17 protein-coding genes are annotated in these 17,794 nt (G+C 63.4%); 6 read left to right on the top strand and 11 right to left on the bottom strand.

The genetic code is table 11. The annotated features are described in order from the left end of the window. Positions 1-514: 514 nt before the first annotated feature. Positions 515-1,153: a DUF1326 domain-containing protein gene (locus NKH30_RS31980; protein ID WP_352772084.1), complete on the top strand. Its 639-nt coding sequence runs from the start codon at positions 515-517 to the stop codon at positions 1,151-1,153. Positions 1,154-1,214: 61 nt separating this feature from the next. Then, entirely contained in the window at positions 1,215-2,012 is a 798-nt protein-coding gene (locus NKH30_RS31975) for a DUF2182 domain-containing protein (protein WP_352772086.1), read from the top strand. Positions 2,013-2,144: 132 nt separating this feature from the next. Here the strand turns inward: NKH30_RS31975 and NKH30_RS31970 are convergent, their stop codons facing one another. After that, positions 2,145-2,720 (bottom strand): DUF308 domain-containing protein, encoded by a 576-nt coding sequence (locus NKH30_RS31970; RefSeq protein ID WP_352772087.1) that lies wholly within the window; start codon positions 2,718-2,720, stop codon positions 2,145-2,147. 77 nt (positions 2,721-2,797) lie between these two features. After that, the gene (locus NKH30_RS31965) at positions 2,798-3,394 is read right to left on the bottom strand and encodes a TetR/AcrR family transcriptional regulator (protein WP_352772088.1); all 597 of its coding nucleotides are present in this window, start codon (positions 3,392-3,394) and stop codon (positions 2,798-2,800) included. Between the two features lie 731 nt (positions 3,395-4,125). Here NKH30_RS31965 and NKH30_RS31960 point away from each other — a divergent pair. Both NKH30_RS31960 and NKH30_RS31955 read left to right on the top strand, forming a co-directional pair. Further along, the gene (locus NKH30_RS31960) at positions 4,126-5,043 is read left to right on the top strand and encodes an alpha/beta fold hydrolase (RefSeq protein WP_352772090.1); all 918 of its coding nucleotides are present in this window, start codon (positions 4,126-4,128) and stop codon (positions 5,041-5,043) included. 174 nt (positions 5,044-5,217) lie between these two features. Further along, positions 5,218-5,472 carry a hypothetical protein gene (locus NKH30_RS31955; protein WP_352772092.1) on the top strand — a complete coding sequence of 85 codons (255 nt, stop codon included), beginning with the start codon at positions 5,218-5,220 and terminating at the stop codon, positions 5,470-5,472. Positions 5,473-5,493: 21 nt separating this feature from the next. On the opposite strand, the gene recQ is transcribed toward NKH30_RS31955, so the two are convergent. The 9 genes from recQ to uxaC form a co-directional block, all read right to left on the bottom strand. Further along, positions 5,494-7,329, bottom strand: coding sequence for a DNA helicase RecQ (recQ, locus tag NKH30_RS31950; protein ID WP_352772094.1), 1,836 nt, complete (start codon positions 7,327-7,329; stop codon positions 5,494-5,496). A gap of 364 nt (positions 7,330-7,693) precedes the next feature. Next, complete coding sequence (locus NKH30_RS31945; RefSeq protein WP_352998003.1) at positions 7,694-8,032, bottom strand: cupin domain-containing protein; 339 nt, start codon at positions 8,030-8,032, stop codon at positions 7,694-7,696. 24 nt (positions 8,033-8,056) lie between these two features. Beyond that, positions 8,057-8,824: a 2-dehydro-3-deoxy-D-gluconate 5-dehydrogenase KduD gene (kduD, locus tag NKH30_RS31940; protein WP_352772098.1), complete on the bottom strand. Its 768-nt coding sequence runs from the start codon at positions 8,822-8,824 to the stop codon at positions 8,057-8,059. Next, the gene (gene kduI / locus NKH30_RS31935; RefSeq protein WP_352772100.1) at positions 8,821-9,678 is read right to left on the bottom strand and encodes a 5-dehydro-4-deoxy-D-glucuronate isomerase; all 858 of its coding nucleotides are present in this window, start codon (positions 9,676-9,678) and stop codon (positions 8,821-8,823) included. Before kduI ends, kduD begins: the two co-directional genes overlap by 4 nt. Before the next feature lie 15 nt (positions 9,679-9,693). Further along, positions 9,694-10,470 (bottom strand): FadR/GntR family transcriptional regulator, encoded by a 777-nt coding sequence (locus NKH30_RS31930; RefSeq protein WP_352618125.1) that lies wholly within the window; start codon positions 10,468-10,470, stop codon positions 9,694-9,696. 10 nt (positions 10,471-10,480) lie between these two features. After that, positions 10,481-11,761 (bottom strand): TRAP transporter large permease, encoded by a 1,281-nt coding sequence (locus NKH30_RS31925; protein ID WP_292656436.1) that lies wholly within the window; start codon positions 11,759-11,761, stop codon positions 10,481-10,483. Between the two features lie 4 nt (positions 11,762-11,765). Next, entirely contained in the window at positions 11,766-12,293 is a 528-nt protein-coding gene (locus NKH30_RS31920; protein WP_023719697.1) for a TRAP transporter small permease, read from the bottom strand. Positions 12,294-12,397: 104 nt separating this feature from the next. Next, a complete protein-coding gene (locus NKH30_RS31915; protein WP_352636901.1) occupies positions 12,398-13,375 on the bottom strand; it encodes a TRAP transporter substrate-binding protein in 978 nt (325 codons plus the stop codon). Positions 13,376-13,413: 38 nt separating this feature from the next. Further along, positions 13,414-14,823 (bottom strand): glucuronate isomerase, encoded by a 1,410-nt coding sequence (gene uxaC / locus NKH30_RS31910; protein ID WP_352772103.1) that lies wholly within the window; start codon positions 14,821-14,823, stop codon positions 13,414-13,416. A 175-nt stretch (positions 14,824-14,998) separates the two neighbouring features. Between uxaC and NKH30_RS31905 the strand changes: the two genes are divergently transcribed. Beyond that, positions 14,999-16,501, top strand: a complete 1,503-nt coding sequence (locus NKH30_RS31905; RefSeq protein ID WP_352772104.1) for a mannitol dehydrogenase family protein — start codon at positions 14,999-15,001, stop codon at positions 16,499-16,501. Next, positions 16,498-17,676, top strand: a complete 1,179-nt coding sequence (uxuA, locus tag NKH30_RS31900; RefSeq protein WP_352772106.1) for a mannonate dehydratase — start codon at positions 16,498-16,500, stop codon at positions 17,674-17,676. Before NKH30_RS31905 ends, uxuA begins: the two co-directional genes overlap by 4 nt. The last annotated feature ends 118 nt before the right edge of the window (positions 17,677-17,794 follow it).

The following is a 17,794-nucleotide window of genomic DNA, read 5'->3' as shown; positions in this document are numbered from 1 at the left end:
CATCACCGAACACTCTCTCCACGGCATCAACACCTCCGGCCAAAAGCCAAAAGTGTTACCCATGTGTCCGGTACAAAACGTCACCTATGTCTCAGGCCGCGCATAATTTTTTTGATGCTGCCTGCCGAACTCAGCCATAAATGCTTGTGAAGTCGCGGAGCTCAAATTGCAGCCCGGCGTTAGCATTGGCCCGCTACGTCTTTGTGACTAGGCAACCGAGCGGTGTTGCGGAAGGTTGTCAGTTCGCAGTGTGGGTCAAGCGTCAGTCGGATCGTGTATTTGGTGATCGACCCGTCGCGAAGCTATCCACGACCTCATCGATCACATGGAACGGAGCAAGAAACCACTTCGCACTGGATGGCGGCTGGGTTCTGTTGCGAGCAGTTACTGATCAAGACGCAGTGACTTGTTCTGCGGCGGCAAGGGCCACCAAAATCAGCGAGCGATGCACTAACTGCTGGAGCGCGCCCCGCCTTCGAGGTATAAATAGCGCTATATTCCGGGAGGAAGAGCCATGAACGCAGTGCCTCAATGGCGGCTCGCAGGCGACTGGTTCGACATCTGCAGCTGCGACATCCCTTGCCCTTGCGAATTCGCCCAGCGGCCGACCGGCAATCACTGCCAGGGCGTGCTCGCCTGGCATGTGCGCGAGGGTCGGTATGGCGACGTGAAGCTCGACGGCCTGTCGCTGGTGGCGCTCGGCGAGTTTGAAGGCAATCTATGGGCCGGCGAGGCAAAAGCCGTGATGGGCATGTACCTCGACGAGAAGGCGAACGAGCGGCAACGTGAAGCCCTTCAGGCGATCTTCGGCGGGCAGGCTGGCGGCTGGCCGGCGGGCTTTGCCGCCAACATCGGCGAGATGCGTGGCATGGAGTTCGTGCCGATCACTTTCGAGGTGGCAGGCGACCTCGCCACCTGGCGGGTCGAGATTCCTGGCCTCGTCGTCGGGCATGCGGAAGCACTTTCAGGTCCCACAACACCACCCGGCAAGCGGGTGCAGACGATCAACCCGCCGGGCTCGGAGGTCGGCCCGGGCCAGGTTGCCACCTGGGGGCGTTCGGTCGAGGTGAGCACCAAAGGCTTCGGGCTCGACTGGACGGGCACGACCCGCTCCAGCAAACACATTCCGTTCGACTGGACCGGCCCGAACTAGGGACGTGCCGATGCCTGACGCGTCCCCCGGGAAATCGTGGCGGCTCCGGAATTTGCGTGGCATGCCGCTCGGCCTTCTCGCATCGCTCGTGGTGCTGACAGCGGCGGCATGGGCGCTGACCCTCAGCATGGATATGCCAATGGGCATTGCGGTGCGCGGCGGGATGGAGGGTATGGAAGGCATGGCCGGCGTGGCGACGGCCGGAATTGCCGCCGACGGCTGGTCACTCGCCGGCGCCGCCGCCTTTCTTGCTGCATGGACGGTGATGATGGCTGCAATGATGCTGCCGGCGGCCGCGCCCATGATCTTTATGTTCGCAGCGGCGCAGGCCAGGCGCGAACAGCACGTCGCCATCCCGGCCTGGATATTCGTCGCGGGCTACATGCTCGTCTGGGCGGCGGCGGGCCTTCTTGTGTATGTCCTGGTCCAGCTCGCAAGCGAGTTTGCGACGAGCCTCGATCCGCCTCAGCGTTCGAAATGGGCGCCGCTCGCGCTCGGTACAACGCTTGGCGTCGCCGGCCTCTACCAATTCACGACCCTCAAGCACATTTGCCTCAGCCATTGCCGTTCGCCGCTCGCTTTCATTGCGCAGCATTGGCGCGACGGGCGGGTTGGCGCAGTCGAGATGGGGCTGCGGCACGGACTCTATTGCCTTGGCTGCTGCTGGGCTCTGTTTGCCGTGCTGGTCGCGGTGGGCATCATGAGCGTCGCCTGGATGCTGCTGTTGACGCTGGTCGTCTTCGTCGAGAAGCTGCTGCAGCGCGGCCGCCCCTTCGAAGTTGCTGTGGGCATTGCGCTGATGGCCCTCGGGGTCGCTGTATCGTTCGGCGCGATCGAGATGCCCTGGATGAGCGGCTAACCCTCAGCCGGGTGGTGAAATTCCAAACACGTCGGTCTCATTTTCAGTCCTTAGGGGTAAGGGTGGGTCGTTCTGTTTGACGAACGATGCCAGCAGCTGACAGTCGGAGCGGTGCTGGCTCAAGATGGCACGCTATGCAGCCTTCCGCCGCAATTGGCTCACGCTCAGCCACACCGCCGAAACCAGGAAGTAGAGGGCGCCTACTGCGGCATAGCCGGCCACGTTGGAGATCGATGGCGGCATCGGCATCCGCGCCTGCGCGATGAAAAACGTGCCTGCCAGTGCTGATTGCCCTCCGCTCAGGATCATCGCCCACTGCGCACCAGAGTTCTTCCAACGGCGGACGGCGGTGCCGAGTTGAAGCAGGCCGGACAGGATCGCCCATAGGCCGAACACGCCCAGCACCCAGTTCATGCTCATCTTCTGCGCAACAACGACCGCGAACGTTGTCGCCACACTGACCACGACGTTGATGGCCTGGGTGCGATTCTGTCCCAATCCTCCGCTGCGCGATGCGTCGACAAAATTGGCCAGGGCATCCCATGCAGGATAAGCCACGAGCAAAACCGCCGCGACCACCCCGGAATGCTGCCCCACCGTAAAGGCAGCCGCCACCCAGACAGCCGAGAACGCCGTCCGAGCGAAGTAATAGAGCTTGAGCCATTGTTCCTGGCTGGCGCGGAAAAGATTGTTACTGTAAGCCGTCATTGGATAAACCTTTCGACTAGTAGGTAGGGTCTCTCGACGAACGTCGCGGAGTGATCGCTAGTATGGTTAGTTGAGATCTAGGCTGGTATCCGGGGGGAAGCGCGGAGCCGCTCCAGGAGCGGGCCGGTCACGACGGCGAATGCCTTCGGATCGCCATAGGCCCGTGCTGAAAGCATCGCGCCATGAACGGTCGCCATGAACGCTTCAGCCTCGGCACGAGGGGTACTCATCAGTCGAAATTGGCCGTGCCGCGCACCGCGCTCCATCACGGATGTCAGCCAAGCCGACAACGAGCGGAAATGCGCCCGGACCTCAAGGCTAACTTCCTCGGGCAGCACGGGGAGCTCGCTTGCCAACAGCGCGCAGATACAAAACGGGGCGCTGGCGTTCGCGATGCAGGCTTCCCAATACCCGGCATAGGTCCGCAACTGTTCGAGCGGATCGGATTCGTGAAGTTCGACATTTGCCATCCCCGCTTCAGTTTCTTCGCGATACCGCGCAACCAGCGTCCGAACCAGATCGACCTTGCTTGGGAAATGGTGATGGATGCTCGCCTTACGGATCCCGACCACTTCAGCAATGTCGGCATAACTGAAACCGTTGTAGCCGCCAGCGACGATCAGTGAACGTGCACAAGCCAGGATGTCGTCAGAGGTGGTAGACAAGTTGCTCATGGTTTTACCTACCTTCTGGTAGGATGGCAGTCAAGCCTTATTGCAACGCGAGCGACAAACAGAGAGCAGTAGCGTGGAATTAGGTAGCTATGGCGTAGACGTAGGTCCCATCTTCGTCGTTCACGGCCCTCCAATTCAAAAGCTCCGGGTGTTTGTCGATCGAGGTAGCCATCCCACTTCGAGGACGAGGTAACACCCTCCGGCCGACCGGACCACCGCTAGTCGCCGTGCGGCACTAGGCGTTTGCACCGACTGCGCTATTTCCCCATCGTCAGCTTGTTCTATCGCTGGTTGAAGACTGGGAGGTTTCCATGGATCGGCGACTATTTTTGACAGGAATGTTTGGCATTGCCGGGGCCGCGGCCCTTGCAAGCACGGTTCGGCCAATCAATGCGGTGGCCGGCGTTCCAACTGCCAGAAGGGGCATTCTCGATGAACTCGAGGCGCCGGATGTCGAGACCTTCGACGACGACGAAACTCAAGCAGAGTTGCAACCAGTCTATCATCGCCGGTGGCACATGCCGCGCCGGCGCCGCCGGCGCGCCTGGAGAAGGGTCTGTCGCGTTTACTGGCGAAACGGCTATCGGCGCAGGCGGTGCTTCCGCAGGCGCGTCTGGGTCTGGTTTCGATTCTAGCAACTGGCCGGCTTGAACCCTGGCCATCGCGGCCGGGCCTCAGGCGGCCGTTAGCGCCCTTACGGAGCTTTCCTAAGGGCGCGGAGGAAGCTGACGGTGTTTGCAGGTTTCAGAGCCACCAGCCTACGACTGGACGATACGACGATTTTCGCAAGGGTCGGAGGCACCGGTCCGCCGCTGCTGCTTCTTCACGGTTTTCCAGAAACGCATCTGATGTGGAGGGATATCGCCGCAGCCTTGGCGCCCCGCTTCACGGTCGTCGCCGCCGACCTTCGAGGCTATGGGCAAAGCGGATGCCCGTTTTCCTCTGCCGATCATAGCCCATACGCCAAGCGCGCCATAGCCGGCGACATGGTTCAGGCCATGAAGCAAGTGGGGTTTGAGCGGTTCATGGTTGCCGGGCATGATCGTGGCGGGCGGGTTGCCTATCGCCTGGCGCTGGACCATCCCGACAACGTGCTCAAAATCGCCGTCCTCGACATCATCCCCACCGCCGCAACATGGGATAGGGCGGATGCCAGACTGGCGCTTGGCTTCTGGCCCTGGAGCCTTCTTGCCCAGCCGGAGCCCCTGCCGGAGCGTCTGATCGGCGCGGCTCCCGATGCTGTCGTCGACGATGCAATAACGCAGTGGGGATCGTCAGCGAAAATGGTCTCCAAAGAGGTCAGGGACGCCTATGTTGATGCGCTTAGCGATCCCGCGCATATTCATGCCATCTGCGAAGAGTATCGCGCCGCTGCGACGATCGATCGTGAACATGACGCGTTGGACCGCGCAAACGGTCGTCGCATCGACTGTCCGCTACTGGCGCTATGGAGTGGCGAAGGCGCCCTGGAGAACTGGTATGCGCAAGAAGGCGGGCCGCTGGCCATCTGGAGGAAATGGGCCGACAGAGTGGCAGGACACGCTGTCCAAGGCGGGCACTTTTTCCCGGAACAGCACCCCGACAAGACGGCAGCGGCTCTCTCGGAATTCTTCGAGGACAAACAGGTCGGTCAGCACAGGGTATTGTAGAGGTCACATGCTTCAGTTACGCGGAACCTCGGGAGCGCTTCGCCGCCTGAGATCGAGAACCCTCCGGAAATCCGCCCGTCCGGCATCAATGTGCTTGATAAGGGAATGAAGGCGATCTCCACGGCCGCGCCTCTGATATGCAGCCTCATGTTTGTCGGAAGTTGCGCATCGCCTTTGCCGGCATCCTTTGATGCTGCGAAATACGACAAGATGAGTTGCGTCGAGCTCAACGTGGCGATGGGCGCTGTCGCCGACGAAATGTCGGCGACAGCCATCGCTCGTGGCAAAGTCGTCCACACCAACATTCCGGGCTGGCTGTTGGGAGGGCAGCGTGTCGCCTCGACCGTGGCTGCCCGCCAGAGTGCGAAGATCGAGCGCTTGCGGCAGCAGGAGGCTGCGGTTGCCGCGGCGAGACGAAGCCGGTGCTGATTGCGTCACTGAAGTGGGTCTTCAGCCCGCCACCCCGGATTGATGCGCAGCGATCGCGCCGAGGAATATCTCGCCGAAATCCTTGAGCTTGGCGGCGCCGACGCCGTTGACCGCGGCGAAGGCGTCCAGATCACGCGGGCAGCGTTCGGCCATATCGATCAGCGTACGATCCGAAAAGATCACGAAGGCCGGCACCTGGCGTTCCCGGGCAAGACGCAGCCGCACAGCCTTGAGCGCGGCCAGCAGCGCCGAATCCAGACCTTCCGTGCCTGCTGCGGTATCCTCAGGACGTATCTTGCCTCGCGATGACTGGCGCGCGTCCACGCGATACCGGAACGAGGCCTCGCCCCGGGCCAGCGCACGGCCCTTCTCGGCAATGGCGAGGCCGCCATGGCCGGCTGAGTCCAATGTCAGGAACCCTCCCGCGACGAGTTGGCGGAGCAGCGACAGCAAGAAACTCTTTTTATGCGCCACACCGGTGCCGAAGCTGGCAAGCCTGTGGTGGTTCCTGTCCAGGACCTTCTCGGTTTCATGGCCGAGCAGGACATCGACGACATGGGCGACGCCGAAGCGCTCGCCGGTCTGTGCGATCGCCGCCAGGATGATCCGCGCCTCCGCCTCGCCATCCGCATGCGGCGCCTGGTCGAGGCAGTTGTCGCAATTGCCGCAAGGCGAAGCACTTTCGCCGAAATAGCCAAGCAGGATCTGACGGCGGCACTGCGTCGTCTCGCAATAACCGATCAGCGTTTCGAGCCGGCCATGCGCGCGCCTTTTGTGCTCAGCCGGCGCATCCTCGTCTTCGATGAAAAGCCGGCGCATGCGTATATCGCCGAGACCGAAGAGCAAATGTGCCTCGGCCGCCCGCCCGTCGCGGCCCGCGCGCCCGATTTCCTGGTAATAGGCCTCCAAGCTGCCCGGCAGGTCGGTATGGAAGACATAGGCGACGTCCGGCTTGTCGATCCCCATGCCGAAGGCGATGGTCGCCACCATCACCACGCCGGACAAGGTCATGAAGGCATTTTGATTCGCTTCACGCGTGTCCTTGCTCATGCCGGCATGATAGGCGAGCGCGCGTACGCCGTTCCGCTCGAGGAACGCCGCCACCTCTTCGGTCTTTTTGCGTGACAGGCAATAGACGATCCCGCTGCGGCCGGCATGGCGCTGCACGAAGTTTAGCAATTGGCGCTTGCTGTCATGCTTGGGCTCAATGCCTAGCTTGATATTCGGCCGGTCGAAGCCGAGCACCACCGTATCGACGCGCCCGTCGAACAGCTGCGCGGCAATGTCGGTGCGCGTCGTCTCGTCCGCCGTCGCCGTCAGCGCAATAATCGGCACTTTCGGGAAGATATCACGTAGTCTCGACAATTCTTCGTATTCGCGCCGGAACGCCGGTCCCCATTGGGAGATGCAATGTGCCTCGTCGATGGCGATCAGCCGGACATCGAGCTTGGTCAACGCCTCGAGCATTCGCACCGTCATCAGCCGCTCCGGTGCAAGATAGAGCAGGCGCGTCTGGCCTGCCGCGACACGGCGCCATGCAGCGACATTGGCATCGCGGTCGAGCGAGGAATTGATCGTATCGGCCGCCACGCCGGCAAGGCGCAATGCGGCGACCTGATCCTGCATCAGGGCCACCAGCGGCGAAACGACAATGGTGAGCCCGCCCAGGACCAGCGCCGGGACCTGGTAGCAGAGCGATTTGCCGGCGCCGGTCGGCATGACGGCCAGCACATGATGCCCGGCCAGCAGCGCCTCCATCACGGCCGCCTGGCCGAGACGAAAATCATCGAAGCCGAATACATCCCTGAGGACGCGCCGTTTGGAATCCTCTGCCGGGCTGCTCGCCGCAATCTGCATTACAGAACTTTCGGGGATACGACCTGCCGAAATGCCGCGGCGAATCGCCAGGTGATTGCCTGGACAGCAGATTCGAACATTTATCGACCCCTCTGGTCCTGTCCGGGGCACCGCCTGAGGCGAACTTTTCTCTCATTGGCCGATATCGGACCGTCGTTCCAGCCCCCTATTCGCTTTGGCTGTGAATATCGCACCGCCTCGGAGCGGTTAATCCTATCTTCACCATCATTCGGCAGGTTCAGGTTCTGCGGTGATGTTTTGAGTACCGCGGCGCCACAAGCGCCCAGGCAACACGCCCGCGTCTCTCCGGAGGCGCGGGTTTTTTCGTTCCGAGAGCCGGCTGCCTGAACTTCGGGCCCGCAGCTCAGTCGAGGAAATCGGCGCGGTGCGGCGTGAAGCTGTCGACCAGTCGTCCCGCCTCCAGCGCCCTGACACCATGGACCAGATTGGACGGAACGATGAAGCTGCTTCCGGTCTCCAGGATTTCGGTCCTGCCGTCGATGGTGACTTCGAAGCGGCCTTCGGCGACGTAGCTTGCCTGGACATGCGAGTGCGAGTGCAGCGCGCCGACGCCGCCCTTGTCGAAACCGAACTCGACCATCATCAGTTCGTCCGTGTGCAGGAGCACGCGCCGGCGGTTGCCGTCGGGCGTCGGCGTCCACGCACCCTCGCCGGCAAGCGAGAAGATTTTGGTTCCGGTCATCGTCAGACTCTCACCTTTTGTTGTTCATCGCGCCAGCCAGCCGCCGTCCACCGGCACCACCGCGCCGTGCATGTAGTTGGACGCTGGCGCCAGCAGGAAGACGGCTGCGTCGCCGATGTCTTCCGGCGCGCCCCAGCGTCCGGCGGGGATGCGCGCCAGGATCGAAGCGCTGCGGTCGGGATCGGCGCGCAGCGCCTCGGTGTTGTTGGTCTCGATATAGCCCGGCGCAATGCCGTTGACATTGATGCCCTTTGCCGCCCATTCACATGCCAGCAGCCGGGTGATGCCGAGCACGCCGTGTTTGGAGGCGGTGTAGGAGGCGACACGGATGCCGCCCTGGAAGCTCAGCACCGAAGCGATGTTGACGATCTTGCTGCGCCGTCCCGGCTCGGCAAGCACGCGCCTGGCAAAACTCTGGCTGAGGAAGAACACCGTCTTCAGATTGACGCCGATGACGTCATCCCAGTCGGCTTCGGTGAGGTCGACCGCATCGGCACGCCGGATGATGCCCGCATTGTTGACCAGGCCGTCGAGCGGCCCGGTGCCGTCCCAGACGCGGTCAAGCATCGCCTGGGTGGCGGCATCGTCGCCAAGGTCGCAGCGGACCGCCTCGAAGCGGCCGCCGACAGCCGCAATCTTCTCCGCCGTCTCGTCCATCGCCGACCGGCCGACGCCGACCACCGAGCCGCCGGCGCGCGCGATCGACACGGCGATGCCCTGGCCGATGCCGGTATTGGCGCCGGTGACGAGGATGCGCTTGCCGGCAAGGCTGAAGGCCGAGAGATCACTCACCTGAGCTCCTCCATCGCCACCAGGTCGACATCGGTATAGTCGACATTGTCACCGGCCATCGCCCAGATGAAGGCGTAGTTCGAGGTGCCGGCGCCCGAATGGATCGACCATCCCGGCGACAGCACCGCCTCCTCGTTTCGCATGACGAGATGGCGCGTTTCGTCCGGTTCGCCCATGAGGTGAAACACCCGCGCCGCCTCCGGCAGGTCGAAATAGAGATAGGCCTCCATGCGCCGGTCATGCACATGGCATGGCATGGTGTTCCAGACGGAACCGGGGGCAAGCTGCGTCATGCCGACGACAAGCTGACAGGTTTTTACGCCTTCGGCATGAATGAACTGGAAGATCGAGCGCTCGTTGGAGGTTGCCTGGCTGCCGAGATCGAGCCGCTTGGCATCGCCGATGCGGATCAGCCGGTTGGGGTGGCCCTGATGCGCCGGCGCGCTGAGCAGGTAGAACTTAGCCGGCTCAGCCGGATTGGTCGCAGCGAACGATACCTCATCCGTGCCCATGCCGAGATAGAGCATGTCGCGCGCCTGCAGCTCGTAGGATTGGCCGCCAGCTTTGACGACGCCTGCACCGGCGATATTGACGATGATCATCTCACGGCGGTCGAGAAAATTCTTGGTCCCGGTCGGCTTGATCGCCTGCAGCGGCAGCGGTGCGCCGGCGGGCATGGCGCCACCAACGATCATGCGGTCGTAATGGGTGTAGGTCAGGCTGATGCTGCCGGGCCGGAACAGGCCTTCGATGAGAAAATTGTGACGGAGCTCGTCCGTGCCCATCGCCGCGGCAGAAACAGGGTCGATGGCGAAGCGGGAGGTGAAATCCGTGTGATCATCAGATTGAATCATTGCTGCCTCAATTGCTCATTCGGTTGCCGCGGCCTTGACCGAGTCGGCATAAAAAATCTGGCGCGCGTGCAGGCGCTCGCGATAGCGCTGCTGGCTGGCACCGAGATGCGCGCGCATCGCCTCCCGCGCCGCTTCGGCATCGCCTGCCGAGATGGCGTTGAGGATCATCAGGTGTTCGCGCTGCAGGCCGCGCTGGTAGGCGTCGGACTGTGCGAACTCGGTCGACCAGGGCGAGGTCACATCGCAAGGAATAGCGCGCCGGCCGAGCACGTCGAGCATCTCGACATAGAACGGATTGTTGGTGGCGCTGGCGATTGCACGGTGGAAGGCAAGGTCGGCCGGTCCAGTCGGCTCGCTGTTGAGGAGCAGCCGTTCGAACTCGAAGAAGGCTTCCTGGATTGCCGCTTCCTGCGCGGCGTTGCGCCGGATGGCGGCGAGCCCGGCGGATTCGATCTCGATCGCCAACCTGACTTCGAGCACGTTGAGGGCAATCGAATCCTTGCTGCCCATCTCCGCTGCCAGAGCACCGAACGCTGTCGAGATATGTTCGGTGACGAAAACGCCGGCGCCTTGGCGCGGCTCGACCAGGCCGTCCGCGGCAAGCTTGGCCAGCGCCTCGCGTATCACGGTGCGGCTGACCCCGAAGGTTTCCGTCAGTTGGCCCTCGGTCGGCAGCTTTTGCCCAGGCTGGATCTCGCCCGCCTGCAGCTGCTTGCGGATCGCAGCGACAACGGTTTCCGAAAGCTTCGGTCTTCGTTCGACGCGGAGCCCGACGGCAGTGTCCGATGCCATGTCGCACCCCCTATTTGAAGACGCTCGGCAGCCATAGCGAAATGGCCGGAATGTAAGTGACGAGCGCCAGCACCACGAGGCCTGCCGCATAGAACGGCCAGATCGAGCGCATCGATTCCCAGACGGATATCTTGCCCACTGCACACGCCACGAACTGCACCGCGCCCACCGGCGGCGTGTTCAGTCCGATGCCGAAATTGAGGATCATGATGACGCCGAAATGCACCGGATCGACGCCGTAGGCCTGCGCCACGGGCAGGAAAATAGGCGTGCAAATGATGATCGTCGGCCCCATGTCCATGAACGTGCCGAGGAACAGCATCAGGAGGTTGAGCAGGAGAAGCACGACCAGCGGATCGTCCGAGATCGCGTTCATGGAGGCGATGAGCGCTGCCGGCACTTTCAGGAAGGCCATCAGCCACGAGAACGCCGCCGCCATGCCGATGATGAGCAGCACCATGGCCGTGGTGCGCACGGCGCCATGGGTGGCATGAACGAACCCTTCCCAGGTCATCTGCCGGTAAACGAAGACGGTCACGAGCAGCGCATAGATGACGGCGATACAGGAACTCTCGGTGGCGGTGAAGACGCCCGATCGCACGCCGCCGAAGATGATCGCGATCAACAGCAGGCCGGGCACGGCGACGGCGAAAAGATGCGCGACCGCGGTGAAGCCCGGAAACGCCTCGGTCGGATAGCCGCGGGAGCGCGCCACGATATAGGCGGTGACCATCAGCGACAGGGCCAGCAGCAGGCCCGGGATGATGCCGGCCGTGAACAAATCGGCGATGGAGATCTTTCCGCCTGCCGAGATCGAGTAGATGATCATGTTGTGCGACGGCGGCAGCAGCAGCGCGATCAGTGCCGCCATCGACGTGACGTTGACGGCGTAGTCCGCTCCATATCCACGCGCCTTCATCTGCGGGATCATCAGGCCGCCTACCGCCGCTGCCTCCGCCACCGCTGAGCCGGAAATGCCGCCGAACAGTGTTGCGGTTGCAATGTTGACCTGCCCGAGACCGCCGCGCAAATGGCCGACGAGCGAGCCGGCGAAGGCAACGATCTTGCTGGCGATGCCGCCGCGCACCATCAAGTCGCCGGCGTAGATGAAAAACGGAATGGCCAGCAGTGAAAAGACGCTCATGCCGGAATTCAGGCGCTGGAACACGATCAGCGGCGGCAGGCCCATATAGAGGACGGTGGCGAGGCTTGCGACGCCGAGGCAGAAAGCGATCGGCGTGCCGATAAGCATCAGCAGGGTGAAGACGCCGAAGAGAATCCACAGTTCCATGGCGTCAGACCTTCACGTTGGCGGTGTCGAGTTCGGCCGCGACTTCGGCCGGCGGCAGTTCATCGAGGGCATCGTCGATCGGCGCGCCGGAGAGGCGAAGCACAATGCGCTCCAGCGTGAAGAGCACGATGAGCGCGCCTCCCGCGACAAGCGGGACGTAGTCCCAACCCCCCGATATGCCGAGCGACGGCAAGACAGAGCCCCAGGTCAATGCTACCAGCTGACTGCCGTACCAGATCATGCCGATGCCGAAGGCGAGCGCGACGAGGTCCGAAATCATCCGCAGCCAGCGCTTGCCGCCTTTCGGCAGCACGTAGAGCAGGACGTCAAAGCCGAGGTGATAGTTCTCGCGCACGCCGACGGCAGCGCCGAGGAAAATGAACCAGCTCATCAGCATCACCGAGCCCGGCTCGGTCCAGCTCGGCGAACGGTTCAGAACATAACGGCCGAATACCTGCCAGGCGACGAAGGCGGTCATCAGCACCAGCCCGATGCCGGCGATCGACAGCGCCGCCGTGCTGACGCGCGACATCACTTGCGCGACGCCGGACAGAAGCGGTGTTGGTCTTGGGCTGGAAGTCACCGGTTTTCTCCCCCAGGAGGATGGCGGCACGGAATGTCCGCGCCGCCGCTTGATCACTGCACGGCCTTGATGGCTTCGACCATGGCCTTCAGCTTGTCGTCCTTGACGTGCTTCTCGTAGACCGGCCCCATCGCGTCGATGAAGGGCTGCTTGTCCGGCGTCGTGATCTGCGAACCGGCCGCCTCGACCTTGGCGCGCGATTCCTTGACCTTGGCGGTCCACAGCTCGCGCTGCTTGGCGACGCTCTCCTTGGCGGCCGCCTTGAAGATCGCCTGGTCCTCCGGCGTCAGCTTGTCCCAGCTCGACTTCGCCATGACGAAGGCTTCCGGCACCATCGTGTGCTCGTCGAGCGAATAGTACTTGGCGACTTCCGCGTGCTTGGCGGTGTCGTAGCTCGGAAAATTGTTCTCCGCGCCGTCGATCACCCCGGTCTCGATCGCCGAATACACTTCGCCATACGGCATCGGCGTCGCGTTGGCGCCGAGTGCCGCCACCATGTCGACGAAGATGTCGGACTGGATGACGCGGAACTTCATCCCGGCCATGTCGGCTACGGTGTTGATCGGCTTCTTCGAATTGTAGAAGGAGCGCGAGCCGCCGTCGTAAAAGGCGAGCAGCACCAGCCCGACCTGGTCGAACGCCGCCGCGATCTGGTCGCCGATCGCCCCGTCCATGACCTTGTGCATATGCTCTTCCGAACGGAAGATGTAGGGCAGCGAGGGCACGGTGGTCTCCGGGATGAGCCCGTTGAACGGCGCCATCGAGACGCGGTTGAGATCGATCACGCCGGTGCGCACCTGCTCGATCGTGTCCTTTTCCTCGCCAAGTTGCGCGGAAGGATAGATCTCGACCACATAGCGGCCGGCCGTACGCTCCTTCACCAGCTCGCCGAAATATTTGACCGCCTCGACCGTCGGATAGCCATCCGGGTGGGTGTCGGACGAGCGCAGGACCGTCTGGGCGCTTGCCGATCCGGCCAGCAGTGCGGCGGCAACTAGCGTAGCCCCCGCCAGTCTCGAAAAATGCAGCATTGGTTTCCTCCCTTTTTGAACGATGGCGGCAAGCGCCGTTAGAGCCGGTACGCCTTTTTCGCGAGCGCATAGGCAAGTTCCTGCGCCAGCTCGTGCGCCTCGTCTTCGCCGAGCCGATGCTCGGCGACGAGACGCGCCAGAAAAGCGCAATCGACCCGGCGCGCCACATCATGGCGGGCCGGTATGGATGGAAAGGCGCGGGTGTCGTCGTTGAAACCGACGGTGTTATAGAAACCGGCGGTTTCGGTGGTCATCTCACGGAACCTGCGCATGCCTTCGGGGCTGTCGTGGAACCACCAGGCCGGCCCGAGCTTCAATGCCGGGTAGACGCCGGCGAGCGGCGCCAGCTCGCGCGCATAGCTGGTCTCGTCGAGGGTGAAGAGGATGATGGTGAGGTCGCGCTCCAGCCCGACGCAGTCGAGCAGCGGCTTCAGCGCCGTCACATAGTCGGTTCGGGTCGGAATATCGAAGCCTTTGTCCCTGCCGAACTTGTGAAAGATAGAAGGCGAATGATTGCGCCAGGAGCCGGGATGGATCTGCAGGACCAGCCCGTCGTCGCGGCTCATCTTGGCCATCTCGGTCAGCATCTGGGCGCGGAACAGCTTTCGCTCGCGCTCGTCGTCCGAGCCCCGGCGGATGCGGTTGAACAGCTCCTGCGCGGCGGCATCCGAGAGATTGGCGGTTTCGGCCGTCGGATGGCCGTGATCGGAGGAAGTCGCGCCAAAGCTCTTGAAGAAGGCGCGCCGCTGGCGATGCGCATCGAGATAGCCGGCCCAATTGCCGGTGTCGCAGCCGGTGATCTCGCCAAGCCGGTCGAGATTGGCCGAAAAGCCTTCGAAGTCGGGATCGACGATCGCATCCGGCCGATAGGCGGTGACGACGCGGCCCTCCCAGCCGCTGTCGCGGATCATCTGGTGCCATCGGAGATCGTCGAGCGCGCCTTCGGTCGTTGCGATGACTTCAATATTGAAGCGCTCGAACAGCGCTCGCGGGCGAAAATTCTCCCACTGCAGCAAGGTCGAGATCATATCGTAATGGCGGTCGGCGGTTGCGGCCGTCAGCGGCTCGTCGATGCCGAACAGATGGGCAAGCACATGGTCGAACCACAGCCGGGTCGGCGTGCCGCGGAACAGGTAATAATGCTCGGCGAAGCACCGCCAGATCGTTCTGCCGTCGGTTTCAACCGGCGAGCCGTCAAGCGTCGGCACACCAAGCTCCTCAAGCCGAACGCCCTGGCTGAACAGCATGCGGAAAATGTAGTGGTCCGGCACGATCAGCAACTGCGCCGGATCGGGAAACGCCTCGTTGAGCGCATACCAGCGCGGATCGGTGTGGCCGTGCGGGCTGACGATCGGCAGGTCTTTGACCGCGGCATAGAGATCGCGGGCCAGCGAACGCGGGCGCGCCTCGGCGGCAAACAGCAAGTCCGGATCCGTCAATGCGGCCACGTGAATCCTCCCAATCCGGACATCGGTAGGGTTGGAAAGAAATAATGTCAACATACAAAAACTGGGTTGTTGTATGATGACTTTTCGTCGGCCATTGCCCATTGTGCGTGACGGCATCGGGTGTTACGCCGCCTGCCAGCAGTGACCCAACAATCTCGATCAGACACGTGGCGCAATGACCAATAGACGCCTTTCCAACAGCACGCTGAAGGCACTGCCGGCTTCGGTCGCGGTCCCGCGCTACGCCCGCGGCGCTATTGCACCGGGCATCGTCCATCTCGGCGTCGGTGCCTTCCATCGCGCCCACCAGGCGGCCTATGTCGACGACTGCCTGGCGGCGGGCGAGGCGGACTGGGGCATTGTCGGCGTGTCCTTGCGCAGTCCAGACACGCGCGACGCACTGGCGCCGCAGGATGGCCACTACACGCTGGCGATCAGGAGCAGCGTCGGCGAAGAGCTGCGCGTCGTCGGCTCGATCCTGTCGCTGCTGGTGGCGCCGGAAGATCCGGCTGCGGTGCTCGCCGCCCTGACCGATCCGCGCACCCGCATCGTCACGCTGACGATCACCGAAAAGGCCTATTTGAGGGCAGCCGGCGGCGGCCTCGACAATACCCACCCCGACATCGTCCATGATCTGGCCAACCCGCAAATGCCACGGACGGCGCATGGTTTCCTGACCGAGGCGCTGTCGCGCCGCCGTGCCGCCGGCATCCAGCCTTTCACCGTGCTCTGCTGCGACAACCTTCCGGCCAATGGTGCCACGCTGCACCGCCTGCTGGTCGAATTCGCCGCACTGCGCGACGCCAGGCTCGCCACTTCGGGCGATGCCAGGCTCGCCGCACACATCGCCGACGGCGTCGCCTTCCCGTCGAGCATGGTCGACCGCATCGTGCCGGCGACCACCGATGCCGACCGGGCGCGTATCGCCGTCGAGCTCGGCGTCGAGGATGCCTGGCCGGTGATGACCGAGCCGTTCTGCCAATGGGTGGTCGAGGATGATTTCCCGGCAGGCAGGCCGGCCTGGGAAAAGTTCGGCGTCACCATGGTCGGCGACGTCGGGCCCTTCGAGGACATGAAGCTGCGGCTGCTCAACGGTTCGCATTCGGCAATCGCCTATCTCGGCCTGCTCAGCGGCTACGACACGGTCGACCGCGCCTTTGCCGATCCGGCGATCCGGCAATTCGTCGACGGACTATGGGCCGAGGCCATCCCGACGCTGCCGCAGGACGCCGGGCTCGATACGGCCGGCTACACGGCCCAGCTCGCCGAACGCTATTCGAACACCGCGCTCGCCCATCGCACCGCGCAGATCGCCAATGACGGCAGCCAGAAGCTGTCGCAGCGCATCGTCGCCTCGGCCCTTGATCGGCTGGGCGCCGGTGACCCGCCCGCGCATCTCATGCTGGTGGTGGCGGCCTGGATTGCCGCTTGCGAGGCGCGCGGCAAAACCTTGCCGGAAGCCCATTTCACCGACCCGATCGACACTCGGCTTACGGCGCTCGGCAGCCGGCCGGCTGATGAAACGGTGACAGCGATGTTCGATCTCGCCGGCTTCGCCAAGGACCATGCCCACCGCATGACACTGATCGATCTGACGGCAGCCCATCTCGAGCGCCTGCGGCGGGGCGGCACTGCCGCAGCTTTGGCGGCGCTTGGCATAGGGAGTGAGAAGCCATGAGACAGACCTGGCGCTGGTTCGGGCCGGACGATCCGGTGACGCTTGCCCATGTCCGTCAGGCCGGCGCCGTCGGCATCGTCAGCGCGCTGCATCACCTCAATGACGGCCGCGCCTGGCCGGCGGACGAGATCGCCAGGCGCAAGGCCGAGATCGAGGCAGCAGGCCTGACCTGGGATGTGGTCGAGAGCATCGTCGTCCATGAGGACATCAAGACCCGCAGCGGCAACTGGCGCAGCCTGATCGACAATTACAAGGCGTCGGTCCGCGCCGTCGCCGCCGCCGGGATCAATACCGTCTGCTATAATTTCATGGCGATCACCGACTGGACGCGCACAGACCTCGATTATCCCATGCCGCATGGCGGCACGGCGCTGCGCTTCGATGTCGTCGAGCTCTGCGCCTATGACGTCTTCATCCTCGAGCGAGAAGGGGCCGAGGCCGATCACCCACCGGCCCGCGTCGAGGCCGCGCGTGCGCGACTGCAAGGGATGAGCGACAGCGACAAGGCAAGGCTGGAGCGAAACCTGATCGGCTGGGTCCCGGCGCGCGAATTCATCTTCGATCGGGCAAGCTTCCGCCGCGCCCTCGACCTCTACAAGGACGTCTCCACCGAAGGCCTGCGCGAAAACCTGTTTGCCTTCCTGCGCGAGATCGTGCCGATCGCCGAAGAGGCCGGAGTCAGGATGGCGATCCACCCCGACGATCCGCCCTTTTCGCTGTTCGGCCTGCCGCGCATCGTTTCCAACGCCAATGATGCCCGCGCGCTGCTCGACGCGGTCGCTTCGCCGGCTAACGGGCTGACCCTGTGCACCGGCTCCTACGGCGCGGGCGCGCAGAACGATCTGCCGACGATGGCCGAGGCCTTCGCCGAAAACATCCATTTCGCCCATCTGCGCAATGTCACCAAGGAGCCAGACGGCTCCTTCCACGAAGCCGAGCACCTCGACGGCGACACCGACATGGTGGCGGTCGTGTCGGCGCTGATTGGCGAAGAGCGGCGGCGCAAGGCGGCAGGCAGGGCGGACTGGCAGATCCCGATGCGTCCGGACCATGGCCATGCCATTGTCGATGACATCGGCAAGAAGGTGAACCCCGGCTATTCCTGCATCGGCCGCCTGAAGGGCCTCGCCGAACTGCGCGGCGTCATGCGCGCAGTAGAGGCACTGACGGTGTGACCAGCCCCCCTTCTCCCCTTGTGAGGGCTTTGCATGAAGGGTGTGCTTAACCTGATTGGCCTACTGGGCGTCTTTTGAAGGCGTCTAAGGCCTCGCCCTGTCGCCCTGGCGCGACCGG

It is taken from the genome of Mesorhizobium sp. M1273, from assembly GCF_040318195.1.
In the GTDB taxonomy this organism is placed as follows: domain Bacteria; phylum Pseudomonadota; class Alphaproteobacteria; order Rhizobiales; family Rhizobiaceae; genus Mesorhizobium.
This window is presented reverse-complemented; position numbering and strand designations above follow the sequence as displayed.